Genomic DNA, 15,421 nt, shown 5'->3' on the forward strand with positions numbered 1-15,421 from the left:
GACCGGCTCGCGTCCCCGGGAACGGCCCGGTGACCGGCACCGTCGAGGAGTACGGAGCCGAGCCTGGTGCCCCCGCGCGCCGGTGTCCGGCCCCGGAGGAGAGGCACCCCGCCATGACCATCGTTCGCCGCGGCGCCACGGCACTCGCCGCCACCGCCGTGCTGCTCGCGGTCGGCGCCGGGGCAGTGGCCCCCGCCGCGCTCGCCGCGCCGTCCCCCGCGCCGTCCGACGCCGCGTCGTCCTCCGCCGCCCCGTCCCCCGTGCCGTCGTCGCCCGCGGCCCCCGCCCTCCCGGCCGGCCTGTACGGCACCGCGGACCCCGCCTACGACGGGGTGTGGCGGCAGTCGCTGGCGTTCCTCGCCCAGCAGTCGGTCGGCGTCGAGCCCGCCGGGCAGGCCGTGGCGTGGCTCCTCGGCCAGCAGTGCGCGAGCGGCGGGTTCCCGTCCTTCCGCGCCGACACGGACCGGCCCTGCCCCGCCGACCTGCCCCTCGACACCAACGCGACCGCCGTCGCCCTGCACGCGCTGAAGGGCGTCGACAGCCACCCGGAGGAGACCGGCGAGGCCCGCGGGACCGCCGTGGCGTGGCTGAAGCAGGCGCAGAACCCGGACGGCGGCTGGGGCTACAACCCCGGCTCCCCCAGCGACGCCAACTCCACCTCCCTCGTCATCAGCGCCCTCGCCGGCACCGGCGAGGAGCCCGGCCGGTTCCGGACCGCCACGGGCAAGACCCCGTACGACGCGCTGCTCACGTTCGCGCTGCCCTGCTCCGCCGGGCAGGGCGGCGGCGCCTTCGCCTACCAGCCGGAGAAGGACGGCACCCTCCGTCCCAACGGCGACGCCACCGCGGCCGCCGTCCTCGCCGGGCTCGGCAAGCACGCGCTGGTCCGCGGCGCCACCCCCAACCAGCGGCCCACCTGCGAGGACGCCGCGAAGCCCACTCCGGAGCGGGCCGCCCGCAACGGCGCCGCGTACCTGGCGGACGCCCTGGCGGGGACCGGCCACCTCACCCTGCCGCCCCTGCCCGGCGCGACCGCCCCCGCCGACCAGCCCGACGTGGGCAACACCGCCGACGCCGTCCTCGCCCTCGCCGCCGCCGGGCACCGCGACGCGGCGGACGCCGGGATCGCGTGGCTGGAGGAGAACTCGGCCGCGTGGGCCAAGGACGGCGGCCCCGCCGCGTACGCCCAGCTCGTCCTCGCCGCGCACACGGCCGGGGCCGACCCGCGCGACTTCGGCGGCGCCGACCTCGTCCGGCAGCTCAACGCGACCGGCCCGAAGCCCGCGTCGACGCCCGAGACCCGCGAGCGGCAGGAGGCCGGGGAGGAGCGGGAGGAGTCCGGCTTCCCGGTCTGGCTGATCGTCGCGGTGTTCCTCGTCGCCGGCGTCGGCGTCGGCTTCCTGCTCAGCGGGCGCGGGAAGCAGCGGCCGTGACGGGCCCCACACGCGCGTACCGGCGGTTTTGGGCGCTCGCGGTCTGCCTGGCCGCACTCGCCGCCGTGCCGGCCGTGCCCGGCACGGCGCACGCGGCCGGCTACCGGTACTGGTCGTTCTGGGAGGGCGGCCGGGACGGCGCGTGGGCGTACGCCACGCAGGGCCCGGCCACCGTCCGGCCCGACGACGGCGCCGTCCACGGCTACCGGTTCGCGGTCAGCGCCGACAGCCGGGACGCCGACCGGCCGCGCCTCGCCCCCGACTTCGCCGCGATCTGCGCGGGCACCCGGCCCGAGGAGGGCACCAAGCGGGTCGCGCTCGTCCTCGACTTCGGCACCGCCGCCGACGCCCCGCCGGGCGGCACCCCGCCCGCGCGGCGCACCGCCTGCGCGCGCGTGCGTCCCGACGCGACCGGCGCGGACGCCCTCGCCGCCGTGGCCGCGCCGCTGCGGTACAGCAGCCAGGCGCTGCTGTGCGCCATCGCCGGCTACCCGGAGCGGGGCTGCGGGGAGCAGGTGGACACCGCGGCGGCCGGCCGGCCGTCGCCCGCCCCGGCGACGTCACCGTCCGCGACGGCCGCGCCCGGCGCCGCCCCCGGCGGCCGGGGCGCGTCGCTGGGCCTGTACGCCGGGGCCGCCGCCGTCCTGGCGCTGGGCGCCGCCGCCCTCGTACGGGCGCGTCGGCACGGCCGCCGATGAGGCTGCGCGCTCCCGAGGCGCACCGCTCCAACGCCGTGCCCGCGGGCGCCTGGTGGCTCTGGGCGCTCGGCCTGGCCGTCGCCGCGTCCCGCACCACCAACCCGCTGCTGCTCGGCCTGGTCGTCGGCGTCGCCGGGTACGTGGTCGCCGCGCGCCGCACCGACGCGCCCTGGGCCCGCTCGTACGGCGCGTTCCTCAAGCTGGGCCTGGCCGTCCTGGTGGTCCGGGTGCTGTTCTCCACGCTGCTCGGCTCGCCCGTCCCCGGCACGCACGTGCTGGTCACGCTGCCCGAGGTGCCGCTGCCCGAGTGGGCGCGGGGCGTGCGGATCGGCGGCCGGGTCACCGCCGAGCAACTGGTGTTCGCCCTGTACGACGGGGCGAAGCTGGCGGCGATGCTGGTGTGCGTGGGCGCCGCGAACGCCCTCGCCGACCCGGCGCGGCTGCTGAAGTCGCTGCCGGGAGCGCTGTACGAGGCCGGGGTCGCCGTGGTCGTCGCGATGACGTTCGCGCCGAACCTGGTCGCGGACGTGGCCCGGCTGCGGACCGCCCGGCGGCTGCGCGGTCGCCCCGCGGGCGGGGTGCGGGCGGTCCTCCAGATCGGGCTGCCGGTCCTGGAGGGGGCGCTGGAGCGGTCGGTGGCGGTGGCCGCGTCGATGGACGCGCGCGGGTACGGGCGCACCGCGGCCGTCCCGCCCGCCGTGCGGCACACGACGACCGCGCTGACGCTGGGCGGCCTGCTGGGCGTGTGCGCGGGCACGTACGGGCTGTTCGCCGTGGAGGGCGCCGGGTACGGCGTGCCGCTGCTCGCCGGGGGCGCCGCGGCGGCGCTGGCCGGGCTGTGGCTGGGCGGCCGGCGCACGCCCCGCACCCGCTACCGGCCCGACCGGTGGGGGCCCCGGGCGTGGCTGGTCGCCGGGGCGGGGATCGCGGTGGCCGCCCTGGTCGTGTGGGCCTCCGCCGGGCCGGCCGGGGACGCGCTGCGGCCGGGCGTCACCCCGCTGGCGGCGCCCCGGCTGCCGCTGTGGCCCGCCCTGTCCGTGCTGGTGGGCCTCCTGCCGGCGTTCGTCGCGCCCGTACCGAAAGACCGCTGAGGAGCCCTGGTGATCCGCTTCGAGAACGTCACGGTGACCTACGAGGACTCCGCCGGGCCGGCCGTGCGGGACGTGGACCTGGCCGTCCCGGAGGGCGAGCTGGTCCTGCTCGTCGGCCCGTCCGGCGCCGGCAAGTCGACCCTGCTGGGCGCCGTGTCGGGGCTCGTCCCGCACTTCACGGGCGGCACGCTGCGGGGCCGGGTGACGGTCGGCGGGCGCGACACGCGCACGCACCGGCCGCGCGAGCTGGCCGACGTGGTCGGGACGGTGGGCCAGGACCCGTCCGCGCACTTCGTCACCGACGTCGTCGAGGACGAGCTGGCGTACGGCATGGAGTCGCTGGGCCTGCCGCCCGGGGTGATGCGGCGCCGCGTCGAGGAGACCCTGGACCTGCTGGGCCTCGCCGACCTGCGGGACCGGCCCCTCGCGACCCTGTCGGGCGGGCAGCGGCAGCGCGTGGCGATCGGCTCGGTCCTCACCGCGCACCCGAAGGTCCTCGTGCTGGACGAGCCGACGTCCGCCCTGGACCCGGTCGCCGCCGAGGAGGTCCTGGCCGTCCTCCAGCGCCTCGTGCACGACCTCGGCACGACGGTCCTGATGGCCGAGCACCGGCTGGAGCGGGTGGTGCAGTACGCGGACCGGGTGGTGCTGCTGCGGGAGCCCGGCGCGCCCCTGGTGGCGGGGGCGCCGGCGGAGGTGATGCGGGTGTCGCCCGTGCACCCGCCGGTGGTCGCCCTGTCCCGGCTCGCCGGCTGGACCCCGCCGGCCCTCACCGTCCGCGAGGCCCGCCGGCGGGCGGAGCCGCTGCGCGAGCGCCTGGCGTCCCGGGTACCGGCGCCGGTGCCCGGCGGGCCGACGGCGTCCCCGGGTCCCGTACCACCGGCGTCCCCGGGTCCCGTACCGCCCACCCGGCCCGCTCCCGCCGGGGCGCGGGCCCGCCGCCGCGGGGGCGGCCCGGCTCCGTCCTGGTGGCCGTTTCGCCGCCGCGCCGAGGAGGGCCGTCCGGCGCCCGGGGGCACCGGCGCCGGCCCGGACCTCGCCCGCGTGGACGGGCTCGTCGTCACGCGGGGGCGCGTGGAGGCGCTGCGGGGCGTCGCCCTCGGGGTCGGCTCCGGGGAGACCGTCGCCCTCATGGGCCGCAACGGGGCCGGCAAGTCCACCCTGCTCGGCGCCCTCGCGGGCATGGTCGCCCCCTCCTCCGGCCGCGTCCTCGTGGGGGGCCGCGTCCCGCACCGCACCCCGCCCGCGGAACTGATCCGCGAGGTCGGCCTGGTCCCGCAGGAGCCGCGCGACCTGCTGTACGCGGACACGGTCGCCGCCGAGTGCGCGGCGGCCGACGCGGACGCCGGCGCCGAACCGGGCACCTGCCGCGCGCTGGTGGCGGAGCTGCTGCCGGGCGTACCGGACGGCACGCACCCGCGGGACCTGTCGGAGGGGCAGCGCCTGACCCTGGCCCTGGCCGTGGTGCTGACCGGCCGCCCCGGGCTGCTGCTGCTCGACGAGCCGACCCGGGGCCTGGACTACGCGGCGAAGGCGCGCCTCGTGGAGGTGCTGCGGCGCCTCGCCGCCGACGGGCACGCGATCGTGATGGCCACGCACGACGTGGAGCTGGCGGCGGAGCTGGCGCACCGGGTGGTGGTCCTCGCCGACGGGGAGGTCGTCGCCGACGGGCCGACCCACGAGGTCGTCGTGGCGTCCCCGGCGTTCGCCCCGCAGGTCGCGAAGGTGCTGGCCCCGCAGCCGTGGCTGACGGTCGCGCAGGTGGAGGCGGCGCTGTGACGGCGCGTCCCGTGCGGCTGGGCCCGCGCTCGGTCGCCGCGCTGGTCCTGATCAGCGCCGTCGGGGTGGCCGCGTTCGGCTGGCCGCTGCTGGCGGACGGCGCGTCCGGCCTGGCGGAGGCGCACGCGGGGGCCGCGCCGTGGCTGTTCGCGGCGCTGCTGCCGCTGCTCGTCGGGGTGGTCGTGGCGACGATCGCCGACTCGGGCATGGACGCGAAGGCCGTCGCGATGCTGGGCGTGCTGGCGGCGGTGGGCGCCGCGCTGCGGCCGCTGGGCGCGGGGACGGCGGGCCTGGAGCCGATGTTCTTCCTCATGGTGCTGAGCGGCCGGGTGCTGGGGCCGGGCTTCGGGTTCGTGCTGGGCGCCGTGACGATGTTCGCGTCGGCGCTGCTGACCGGCGGGGTCGGGCCGTGGATGCCGTACCAGATGCTGTCGATGGCGTGGTTCACGATGGGCGCCGGGCTGCTGCCGGCCGCGGACCGGCTGCGGGGCCGGGGCGAGCTGCTGGTGCTGGCGGTGTACGGGGCGGTGGCGTCGTTCGCGTACGGGACGGCGATGAACCTGCAGGGGTGGGTGCTGGCGCTGCCGGAGGGGTCGAGCGGGATCGCCTTCCACGCGGGCGAGCCGGTCCACGAGAACCTCGTGCGGTTCGCGGCGTACTGCCTGGCCACCTCCATGGGCTGGGACCTGGGGCGGGCGGCGCTGACGGCGGTGCTGACGCTGACCATCGGATCGATGGTCCTGAAGGCCCTCCGGCGTGCGACTCGACGGGCGGCGTTCGAGGCCCAGGTCACATTCGAAGGGGACGAAAACCCTCATCCGGGGCATTTCTGAGTGATGTGGGTCACATTGCCCACGTCACATACGACCCCCGTTAGTGGACTTCCCGGCGGTCCGGAAGGCGGCCCGCCCGCTCGTCGCGACCTACGCCGACCGCCGCCGGGCGGGCCGCGCCGCGGGGACGGGTCTCCGGTCGCGCCTCGTACAAGGGGGGCTTTGCCATAGCCCGCCGATCTTGCTTTGGTGGATGACGTCGCCGGGCACCGACGGCGGCGCGATCGCCTCGCGGTCCCGCCGAAGTGCCCTCTGGCAAGCCTCTTGAGCCCCCGGGTACCCCCGGCCCGGTTCCAGCATGCCCGCGGCAACCCTGTCCCCGACGTGAGGTCCCTTACGACGTGTTCCGCTCCATCTCCAGCCGTTTCTCCGTCCGCAACAAGTCCGTCGCCGCCGCCACCACCGTGCTGCTGGGCGCCTCGGGCGCGATGATGGCGGTGACGACCCCGGCCTCGGCCGCGACCGGCTCGGCGCAGGCCGTCGCCCAGAAGATGATCCCGTCCGGCCAGTACCAGTGCTTCAGCAAGATCGTCGAGCACGAGTCCGGCTGGAACCCCACCGCCACCAACGCCTCGTCCGGCGCGTACGGCCTGGTCCAGGCCCTGCCCGGGTCGAAGATGGCGTCCGCGGGGTCGGACTGGAAGACCAACCCGGCCACCCAGATCGAGTGGGGCCTGGACTACATGAACGACCGTTACGGCAGCCCGTGCGGCGCCTGGCAGTTCTGGCAGACCAACCACTGGTACTGAGCCGCCGCTCCCGCGGCCGCTCCCCCGGCGGGAAGCCCCCGGTGACCACGTTCACCGGGGGCTCCGCCATGTCCGCGCGGAATCCCGCCGCACCGGCGGCGGATGTCGGCTAGGTTCCCGATCATGACCCAGAACGCTCAGGACCCCCAGGCGCGCTGGAGCGCCGTCGACGCGTACGTCACCGACCTGCTCGCCCCCGCCGACGAGGCGCTGACCGCCGCGCTCGCCGCGAGCGACGAGGCGGGCCTGCCGCAGATAGCGGTCGCCCCCAACCAGGGCAAGCTGCTGCACCTGCTGGCCCGTGTCCAGGGCGCCCGCACGATCCTGGAGATCGGCACGCTCGGCGGGTACAGCTCCATCTGGCTGGCCCGGGCGCTGCCGCCGGAGGGCAGGCTGATCTCGCTGGAGTACGACCCCGCGCACGCCGAGGTCGCCCGGCTCAACCTGGCCAGGGCCGGTCTCGACGCGGTGGCCGAGGTCCGCACGGGCGCCGCCCTGGACACGCTGCCGGAGCTGGAGGCGGAGGGCGCCGGCCCCTTCGACCTGGTCTTCGTCGACGCCGACAAGAAGAACAACCCGCGCTACGTGGAGTGGGCGCTGCGCCTGACCCGCCCGGGCAGCGTGATCGTCGTCGACAACGTGGTGCGCGGCGGCAGGGTCGTCGACGGGGAGACCGCCGACGAGGCGGTCCGCGGCACGCGCGAGATGTTCGACCTCGTCGCGCGCGACCCCCGGCTGGACGCGACGGCGTTCCAGACGGTCGGCGTGAAGGGCTACGACGGGATGCTCGTCGCCCGGGTGGTGTCCTAAAGGCCGTGCCGACGACGGACCCGGCCGCGCACTGGGAGATACGCCCCGAGCGGTACGACACGGCCGACGCGACCGCGCTGCGCCGCGACTACTACGGCGACGTGGCCGGCCGCTACTGGCGCCGCCCCGCCACGCCCCGGGAGGTCGACGAGGGGCTGGCCGGCGACGGCGTGGAGGCCCTGGAGCCGCCGACCGGCCGGTTCCTGGTGGGCCGGTACGGCGGGCGGCCGGCGGCCTGCGGCGGGGTGCTGCTGCTGGACGCCGGGCGGGCGGAGCTGACCCGGGTCTTCGTCCGCCGCGCGTTCCGCGGCACGGGCGGCGCCGGGCTGCTGCTGACCGCCCTGGAGGCCGCCGCCACGGAGCTGGGCGCGCGGCGCACGGTGCTCAACACGCGCCTGGACCTGGTGGAGGCCCGCGCCCTGTACGTCCGCCACGGCTACCGGGAGATCCCGGCGTACTGCGAGGGCCCGTACATGGAGGTCTGGTACGGCAAGGAACTGACCTGACCCCGGCGCGGGACCGCCCCGGCCCTCGGCCCCCCGGTCCCGCGCCGGGCACCGGTCCCGTGCCGACCTCCGGGTCCGCGCCGCGCCGGGCACCGGTCCACACCGTGCCGGCCGCCGGTTCCGCGCCGCACCGCACCGGTCGCCGGGTGTGCGGCGGCCTCCTAGGTCCGGTGGTTCGGGGGTGGTGGCCCGGCCCCCGGGTGCTCCCGGTCCGAGCCGCACAGCTCGGCGGTCAGCTCCCGCACGAGCTGGTTGAGGTCGGTGGGCCGATCCGGCCCCCACCAGTCGCCGAGCAGCTCCGCGAGGGACTCCTCGCGGGCGCGCGCCAGCCGGGTCGCCGCCTCCACGCCCCGGTCGGTGAGGATCATCTGGAGGCCCTCGCGGCGGGCCAGCCCCCGCTCCTCCACCTGCCGGGACGCGTCCGTGACGGCCCTGAGCGGCACGGACGCGGCCTCGGCGAGCCGCCCCGGCTCCACGGTCCCGTGGCGGCGGATGCGCAGCAGCAGCCAACTGGCCGCGGGCAGCAGGTCCATCCCCGCGCGGGCGGTGATCCTCTCGTACACGGCCTTGCGGCCCTCGCGGGAGCCGAGCACGGACAGGGCGCGGGCGACCTCGTCGTACGACGAGCGCTCGACGGGGTTGGAGGCGAGGGTCTCGCTCGGGTCGGGCGCGGTCACGGAGCCGCGGAGCTGGTCCTCGCGCAGGAACCAGGCGAGGGCGAAGGCCAGCAGGACGATCGGCGACGCGTACAGGAAGACGTCCGTGATGGAGGTGGAGTACGCGTCGAGCGCGACCGGGCGCAGGGCGGGCGGCAGCTCGGTGATGGCGCGCGGGTCGGCGGAGATCGTGTGCGCGTCGGCGCCGGGCGGGACGTCCTGGCCGGCGAGGGCGTCGGCCAGCTTGCCGGTGAGGCGGTTGGTGAAGATCGTGCCGAAGACGGCCACGCCGAAGGAGGCGCCGATGGAGCGGAAGAAGGTGGCGCCGGAGGTGGCGACGCCCAGGTCCTCGTAGCCGACGGCGTTCTGCGCGACCAGCACCAGGACCTGCATGACGAGGCCGAGTCCGGCGCCGAAGACGAAGAAGTACACGCTCATCTCCCACGTGGGGCTGGTCATCTGCAGCCGGTGGAGGAGGAGCAGGCCCACGGTGGTGATCGCGGTGCCGAGGATGGGGAAGACCTTCCACCGGCCGGTGCGGCTGACGATCTGCCCGGACACGGTGGAGGTGAGCAGCATGCCGACCACCATCGGCAGCATGTGGACGCCGGACATGGTGGGGCTGATGTGCTGCACGACCTGGAGGAAGGTCGGCAGGTAGGTCATGGCGCCGAACATCGCGAAGCCGATGACGAAGCTGATGGCGGAGACGAGCGTGAAGGTGCGGATCCGGAACAGCCGCAGCGGCAGGACGGGCTCGGCGGCGCGCCGCTCGGCGTACACGAACGCCACGAGCAGCACGGCGCCGAGGGCGGCGAGGCCGATGATCCGGGCGGAGCCCCACGGCCAGGTGGTGCCGCCGAGGGAGGCGACGAGCACCAGGCAGGTGGCGACCGAGGCGATCAGGAACGTGCCGAGGTAGTCGATGGTGTGGGGGGTGCGGCGGACCGGGATGTGCAGGGCGGCGGCGATGACGAAGAGGGCGACGATCCCCACGGGCACGTTGATGTAGAACACCCAGCGCCAGGTGAGGTGTTCGGTGAAGACACCGCCGAGGAGCGGCCCGAGGACGCTGGTCGCGCCGAAGACGGCGCCGAAGATCCCCTGGTAGCGACCGCGGTCCCGGGGCGGGACGAGGTCGCCGACGATCGCCATGGACAGCACCATGAGCCCGCCGCCGCCCAGGCCCTGCACGGCGCGGTAGGCGATGAGCTGCGGCATGTCCTGCGCGATGCCGCACAGCACGGAGCCGAGGAGGAAGATGACGATGGCCGTCTGGAAGAGTTTCTTGCGCCCGTACTGGTCGCCGAGCTTGCCCCACAGGGGCGTGGCGGCGGTGGAGGCGAGCATGTAGGCGGTGACGACCCACGACAGGTGGTCCATGCCGCCGAGCTCGCTGACGATCGTCGGCAGGGCGGTCGACACGATCGTCTGGTCGAGCGCGGCGAGCAGCATGCCCAGCAGCAGCGCCCCGATGGGCACCAGGACCGTGCGCCGGTTGTACCCCGTTCCGGGGGCGGGGCTGGTGGTCGGGGTGCCGACTGGCCGCGTCATGGGCGCCTCCCTCACTGTCTCCGTCTCCCTCTCCATCGTGGGCGTTCCGGCCCGTTATGGCCTGCCGAGAACGGTCGGGGATGTCGGGAGGGTCACTCCGGGCTGCATAATCGCTGCCAGTTCCCGGGGGCGGGATCCAGTCAGCAGGACTTCTAGGGGAGGGACCCACAGTGGCCGGAACGGTCTGTCCTGAGTGCGGCACGCCCGCGGCGCCGCGGGGTGCCGGCTGCGCCTGCGGCGGGGTGGAGGACAGCGGGCCGGCGCCGGGCGCCTTCGACCCCCTGCGGATTCGCCCGTACGTGAACCTCCAGTCGCCGCCCGAGCCCGTGGACCCGCGCCCGGCGGCCGGCGCGGTGCCGGGTGCGGGGGCGCCGCTCCCACCGGAGGCGGCCTACGGGGGCCGGAAAACGGAACCGGACGTGGAGTCCACGGCACCGCTGTACCTCGGGACCGGGACCGGAGCCGGTCCGACGGCGGGCCCGCCGCCCGCGAACGGGGCACCGGGCGCGGGGTACGGAGCGCCGGGCCCCGGATACACGGCGCCGGGATACGCGGCGGGCTTCACCGGCGCGGGTGACGTGGACGCGACGCACGGCATGGACGGCGTGGATGGCGTGGACGTCACGCCGGGGCCGCGCCGTTCGCGCCGGCGTGAGGACGTGCGGCGGCCGGCGGGCGGGCGCCGTCCGGGGGCGGTCGCCGCCGCGGTGGCGGCGGTCGTGGCGGTGGCCGGGGCGGTGGCGTTCGCGGGCGGCCTGTTCGACGGCGGCGATACGGCCGACCGGGTGGCGCCCGACCCGAACCTGAGCGCGCCCCCGTGGCCGACCGGCCCGGCGGACCCGGCCAGCCCGGCGCCGGAGGAGAGCGCGGAACCCTCGCGGACCGCCTCGTCGGTGCCGTCCGCCACGTCCTCCGCGTCCGCCAGGTCCTCCGCGCCCGCGGCGGCCCCCTCGCCGTCCGCGTCGGGCGCCCCGTCCTCCACGGGGGCCGGGGGCGGCGCCCCGGACACCGCGGGCCCCACCGCGTCGAAGCTCCCGGAGCGGCGGGAGACCGCCTCGGTGCGACCGCGCCCCGACACCCAGCAGCCGTCCGCGCCGAACACGGAACGGCCACAGGAGCACGGTTCGACCCTGCAACGCGGCGACCAGGGCGAGGAGGTCCTGGAGCTCCAGTACCGACTGCGCGACCTCGGCCTGTACTACGACGCGATGAACGGCCGCTACGACAAGAACGTCGAGCGGTCCGTCGCCGAGTACCAGACGCGCCGCGGGATCACCGCCGACCCGCGCGGCGTCTACGGCCCCACCACCAGGAAGGCCCTGGAGACCGACACCGCCCACATGGACGACTGAGACGACTGAAACGCCGCCCGTGCGGTACGGGCCGCACCCGTACCGCACGGGCCCGCGCGGGCCCCGGACCGGCCGCCTCCGCGAGGGGCCGGGTGGCGCTGCACGCCCTTTGTTTTGTATCGTGGAGAAACAAAGTGGTCCCGCCCGTATTCCCTGACCGGCGGGCGGGCCCACTTCGTACGTCTTCTGCCTCTGGAGTGCCCATGCCGGCCACCGCTTCCACCCCCGACGTCCTCACCACCCGCGCCCTGCTGCTCGACATGGACGGCACGCTCGTGAACTCCGACGCGGTGGTGGAGCGCGTCTGGCGGCGGTGGGCGCTGCGGCACGGGCTCGACCCGGAGGAGGCGCTGAAGGTGGTGCACGGCCGCCAGGGGTACGCCACGATGGCCGTCCTCCTCCCGGGCCGCCCGATGGAGCAGAACCACGCGGAGAACCGCGAGCTGCTCGCCGAGGAGACCGCCGACCTCGACGGCGTCGTCCCGGTCCCGGGCGCGCCCGCCTTCCTCGCGGCCCTCGCCGCGCTCCCGCACGCCCTGGTGACCTCCGCCGACGCGGCGCTGGCTCGGGCCCGGATGGGCGCCGCGGGGCTGCGGATGCCGGACGTGCGGGTGACCGCGGAGTCCGTGAGCGCCAGCAAGCCGGACCCGGAGGGCTTCCTGAAGGGCGCGGCCGAGCTGGGCTTCGCGCCCCGGGACTGCGTGGTGTTCGAGGACTCCGAGGCGGGCGTCGAGGCCGGGCGGGCCGCCGGGATGCGCGTCGTGGGCGTGGGCCCGCGCGCGGCGGCGTTCGCGCCGGACGTGCACGTACCGGACCTGACGCACCTGCGGGTGGAGGCGGACGCCGACGGCGGGATCCGCCTGCGCGTCACGCCGTAGCACCCACCGGCCGGGGCACCCCCGAAGGGCACCCCGGCCGGTCGGGCGTCTGGCCCGCCGGCCCACCGGCCGGCCAGACGACCCGCAGGTCAGCCGACCAGCGCCTCGTACAGGCTGAAGCCGGCCAGGGCCAGCATCAGGCCCGCCGCCACCTTCGTGATCAGCCGCAGAGGCACGTACTTCATCAGCGTCCGCCCGCCGACGATGCCCAGTCCGGCGACCGCCCAGAGGGCGAGGACCGCGCCGAGGCCGACGGAGAGCGGGTCGTCGTAGCGGGCGGCCAGGTTCGCGGTCATGATCTGCGTGAGGTCGCCGAACTCGGCGACGAGGATCAGCATGAAGCCCGCCCCGGAGACCTTCCAGAACGACTGGTCGGCGGGGGCCTTCATCTCCTCGTCGTCGCCGTCGTCCTTCTTCAGCAGCAGCATCGCCGCGCCCGCGAGGAACAGCACGCCGACGAACGCCTGCACCAGCCGGTGCGGCAGCAGGGTGAGGACGCTGCCCGCGGCGACGGCGAGCGCCACGTGGACCGCGAAGGCGGCGGCGACGCCCGCGAAGACGTACGACGCCCGGTAGCGGGTGCCCAGCATGAGGCCGGCGAGGGCGGTCTTGTCGGGGAGTTCGGCGAGGAAGACGACACCGAAGGTGATCGCCATGATCGTGAAGCTGAGCACGGGCTGGGTTCCTCAATCGGTCGGGCCGCCGCCGTGCCGAGAGACCTTCGCTCACGCGTTCCAGGGGTCGCTTCGGCACGGCAGGGCCATGGGTACATGGATTCTGCTGATGCCGAAGGTCTCGCTGGCGGTCTCCGTGGAGGTCCGCCTCCGGGCGCCGGCCGGGCACGAGGCCCAGCAGTATGTCGACGGTCCGGCTAGGAGCTACTCCCCTTCTGCTCCCTCCAGGGTACGCGACGCCGGCCGGAACCCTCCTCCCGGTGCAGCAGCCCCCGCGCGACCAGCTCCAGCACCACCGCGACCGCGACCGCCTGCACCGCCATCAGCGCGACCAGCACGAACAGCTGCACGGCCCCGGCGAGCAGCGGCGACGCCCCGCCCAGCAGCATCCCGACGAACGCGCCCGGCAGTGTGACGAGCCCCACGGTCCTGGTCTGGTCGAGCCCCGGCAGCAGCGCGTCCGCCGCCGCCGTCCGCGCCACCTCCAGGCGGGCCTCCCTCGGCAGCAGCCCCAGCGCGAGGCCGGCCTCGACCTCGCCGCGGCGGGTGGCGAGCTCGTCCAGGGCGCGCCGGCCGCCGAGGACGGTGGCGGTGAGCGCCCCGCCGATGAGGATGCCGGTCACGGGGATCAGCGCGATGCCCTCGGCCGGTACGAGCCCGGTGAGCAGCAGCGCCGCGACGACCGGGGCGACCCCGGCGCCCACCGGGGCGGCGGCCCACCACCAGGTGCGGTTGTGTGTGAGGCGCCGTCCGGCGGTCCGCACGGCGACGCCGTACATCATCAGCAGGAAGAGCAGCAGCAGCGGCGCGGCGCGGACCACCCAGCCGATCACCAGCGAGACGGCCGCGAGCTGCACCGCCGCGCGCACTCCCGCGACGACGGTCTCGCGGGGCGGGCGCAGCCGGGCGACGGCGACGACGGCCGCCGCGACGGCGAGCAGGGCGGCGAGGACGGCGCCGAAGGTGAGGTCGACCGGCAGCAGCACGCGTCAACCCTAGGGCGCTGAGCGTGACCTGTCCGGGTGTCAAGAACTGGACACGGGCCTTGATGTGACGTGTTCATGTCGTCACGCTGTTACCTGGAGCCCATTTCCAGGACATCCGGCGCCACCACCATGGGCGGGCCGCCCGCACGGGCGCACCGGCCGACACCCCCACCGCACAAGGGAGTTCGCATGTTCTCTGTCTACGCGCGTCGATCCGCGCGCCGCCTCGCCGCGCTCGCCGCGACGGCCGCCCTCGCGGTCACCGGCCTGCTGACCACCGCCCCCGCCGCCCAGGCGTCCCCGCCCACCCCGGTCAGCGCCGCCACCGCGCGCACGTACCTGGGCCAGCTCACGGTCCGGGCGGAAGGTTCCTCCTCCGGCTACAGCCGGGACCTGTTCCCGCACTGGATCACCCAGTACGACGCCTGCAACACCCGCGAGGTCGTCCTGGAGCGCGACGGCACGGGCGTCATCCAGGACTCCACCTGCGCGGCGACCGGCGGGAGCTGGTACTCCGAGTACGACGGCGCCACCTGGTACGCCGCCTCCGACCTCGACATCGACCACGTCGTGCCGCTCGCCGAGGCGTGGCGCTCGGGCGCGAACTCCTGGACCACCACGCAGCGCCGCTCCTTCGCCAACGACCTGACGCGTCCGCAGCTCATCGCCGTCACGGACAACGTCAACCAGGCCAAGGGCGACCAGGACCCGGCCGAGTGGCTGCCCTCGCGCACCGCGTACCGCTGCACGTACGCCCGCATGTGGGTGCACGTGAAGCACTACTGGGGCCTCTCGGTGGACTCCGCCGAGAAGAGCGCCCTCCAGTCGGTGCTGAACGGCTGCTCCTGACGAAACGTCACTCCCCGGACTGGATCCGGTCCGCACCCCGCTCCTCCGTCACCCCACCCACCCGGCCCCGGACCGCACGGCGGGGTGGCGGAGGGACACCGGGCCCAGGCGGGGCGCCGGACCCAGGTGAGACACCGGGCCCAGGTGAGACACCGAGCCCAGATGGGGTGCCGGGCCCAGACGGGACGGAAGGACGGTACGGACACCGTCACACTCGAACCGGACGCCGGTCGCCGGTCACCGGTCACCGGTCGCCGGACGCCAGGCGCCGAACGAGACCTTCGATCACGCGACCTTCGACCACGCGCTCGTACGCCACGGCCGCGCCGACCACACGCGTGCTTGCGAGGTCGTCGTCCACGGGGTCGCCGTCCACGCGGGCAGCCGATCCCCCGTACCGGCGACACACCGTCCCACCTGCGGTGACCCTTCGGATACCGCGTCGAGGCGCGGTACGGGACGCCGGTGCCGACCAAGCCGTGGCGGGCCCCTCCGGTCGACCGGCCCATCGCCCCGGGACCAGTGCCGCCCCCGCCCTACGCGCCGGAGACCCGAAGCGGCACCGCCCGCGTC

At 76.0% G+C, this 15,421-nt stretch carries 14 protein-coding genes; 11 read left to right on the forward strand and 3 right to left on the reverse strand.

From position 1 onward, the window contains the following. The first annotated feature begins 113 nt into the window (after positions 1-113). From RND61_RS16500 to RND61_RS16535, 8 genes are all read left to right on the forward strand, one after another. On the forward strand, positions 114-1,433 hold the full coding sequence (locus RND61_RS16500; protein ID WP_315878717.1) for a prenyltransferase/squalene oxidase repeat-containing protein: 1,320 nt from the start codon (positions 114-116) through the stop codon (positions 1,431-1,433). Continuing rightward, positions 1,430-2,131, forward strand: coding sequence for an SCO2322 family protein (locus RND61_RS16505; RefSeq protein WP_315878718.1), 702 nt, complete (start codon positions 1,430-1,432; stop codon positions 2,129-2,131). The genes RND61_RS16500 and RND61_RS16505 overlap by 4 nt, the downstream gene beginning before the upstream one ends. Next, positions 2,128-3,222 (forward strand): energy-coupling factor transporter transmembrane protein EcfT, encoded by a 1,095-nt coding sequence (locus tag RND61_RS16510; RefSeq protein WP_315878719.1) that lies wholly within the window; start codon positions 2,128-2,130, stop codon positions 3,220-3,222. Before RND61_RS16505 ends, RND61_RS16510 begins: the two co-directional genes overlap by 4 nt. Positions 3,223-3,231: 9 nt before the next feature. Beyond that, positions 3,232-5,001, forward strand: coding sequence for an ABC transporter ATP-binding protein (locus tag RND61_RS16515; protein WP_315878720.1), 1,770 nt, complete (start codon positions 3,232-3,234; stop codon positions 4,999-5,001). Continuing rightward, on the forward strand, positions 4,998-5,834 hold the full coding sequence (locus RND61_RS16520) for an ECF transporter S component (protein ID WP_315878721.1): 837 nt from the start codon (positions 4,998-5,000) through the stop codon (positions 5,832-5,834). The genes RND61_RS16515 and RND61_RS16520 overlap by 4 nt, the downstream gene beginning before the upstream one ends. Positions 5,835-6,175: 341 nt before the next feature. Beyond that, positions 6,176-6,583 (forward strand): aggregation-promoting factor C-terminal-like domain-containing protein, encoded by a 408-nt coding sequence (locus RND61_RS16525; RefSeq protein ID WP_315878722.1) that lies wholly within the window; start codon positions 6,176-6,178, stop codon positions 6,581-6,583. 123 nt (positions 6,584-6,706) lie between these two features. After that, positions 6,707-7,393 carry an O-methyltransferase gene (locus tag RND61_RS16530; RefSeq protein WP_315878723.1) on the forward strand — a complete coding sequence of 229 codons (687 nt, stop codon included), beginning with the start codon at positions 6,707-6,709 and terminating at the stop codon, positions 7,391-7,393. A gap of 38 nt (positions 7,394-7,431) precedes the next feature. Then, a complete protein-coding gene (locus tag RND61_RS16535) occupies positions 7,432-7,899 on the forward strand; it encodes a GNAT family N-acetyltransferase (RefSeq protein ID WP_391653583.1) in 468 nt (155 codons plus the stop codon). Between the two features lie 161 nt (positions 7,900-8,060). On the opposite strand, the gene RND61_RS16540 is transcribed toward RND61_RS16535, so the two are convergent. After that, entirely contained in the window at positions 8,061-10,109 is a 2,049-nt protein-coding gene (locus tag RND61_RS16540) for an MDR family MFS transporter (RefSeq protein ID WP_315878725.1), read from the reverse strand. Between the two features lie 419 nt (positions 10,110-10,528). Between RND61_RS16540 and RND61_RS16545 the strand changes: the two genes are divergently transcribed. Both RND61_RS16545 and RND61_RS16550 read left to right on the forward strand, forming a co-directional pair. Continuing rightward, complete coding sequence (locus RND61_RS16545) at positions 10,529-11,461, forward strand: peptidoglycan-binding domain-containing protein (RefSeq protein ID WP_315878726.1); 933 nt, start codon at positions 10,529-10,531, stop codon at positions 11,459-11,461. Between the two features lie 203 nt (positions 11,462-11,664). Next, positions 11,665-12,339 (forward strand): HAD-IA family hydrolase, encoded by a 675-nt coding sequence (locus RND61_RS16550; RefSeq protein ID WP_315878727.1) that lies wholly within the window; start codon positions 11,665-11,667, stop codon positions 12,337-12,339. Positions 12,340-12,428: 89 nt separating this feature from the next. On the opposite strand, the gene RND61_RS16555 is transcribed toward RND61_RS16550, so the two are convergent. Both RND61_RS16555 and RND61_RS16560 read right to left on the reverse strand, forming a co-directional pair. Continuing rightward, positions 12,429-13,013, reverse strand: a complete 585-nt coding sequence (locus RND61_RS16555) for a TMEM165/GDT1 family protein (RefSeq protein ID WP_315878728.1) — start codon at positions 13,011-13,013, stop codon at positions 12,429-12,431. Between the two features lie 197 nt (positions 13,014-13,210). Continuing rightward, positions 13,211-13,999 (reverse strand): ABC transporter permease, encoded by a 789-nt coding sequence (locus RND61_RS16560; protein WP_315878729.1) that lies wholly within the window; start codon positions 13,997-13,999, stop codon positions 13,211-13,213. A gap of 189 nt (positions 14,000-14,188) precedes the next feature. Here RND61_RS16560 and RND61_RS16565 point away from each other — a divergent pair, with 189 nt between their 5' ends. Continuing rightward, positions 14,189-14,848, forward strand: a complete 660-nt coding sequence (locus RND61_RS16565) for an HNH endonuclease family protein (RefSeq protein ID WP_315878730.1) — start codon at positions 14,189-14,191, stop codon at positions 14,846-14,848. The last annotated feature ends 573 nt before the right edge of the window (positions 14,849-15,421 follow it).

It is taken from the genome of Streptomyces tamarix (genome assembly GCF_032423885.1).
Classification (GTDB): domain Bacteria; phylum Actinomycetota; class Actinomycetes; order Streptomycetales; family Streptomycetaceae; genus Streptomyces; species Streptomyces tamarix.

Coding starts and splice junctions, on each gene's coding strand:
- RND61_RS16500 (WP_315878717.1), top strand. CDS start 114: ATGACCATCGTTCGCCGCGGCGCCACGGCACTCGCCGCCACCGCCGTG.
- RND61_RS16510 (WP_315878719.1), top strand. CDS start 2,128: ATGAGGCTGCGCGCTCCCGAGGCGCACCGCTCCAACGCCGTGCCCGCG.
- RND61_RS16530 (WP_315878723.1), top strand. CDS start 6,707: ATGACCCAGAACGCTCAGGACCCCCAGGCGCGCTGGAGCGCCGTCGAC.
- RND61_RS16540 (WP_315878725.1), bottom strand. CDS start 10,109: ATGACGCGGCCAGTCGGCACCCCGACCACCAGCCCCGCCCCCGGAACG.
- RND61_RS16550 (WP_315878727.1), top strand. CDS start 11,665: ATGCCGGCCACCGCTTCCACCCCCGACGTCCTCACCACCCGCGCCCTG.
- RND61_RS16565 (WP_315878730.1), top strand. CDS start 14,189: ATGTTCTCTGTCTACGCGCGTCGATCCGCGCGCCGCCTCGCCGCGCTC.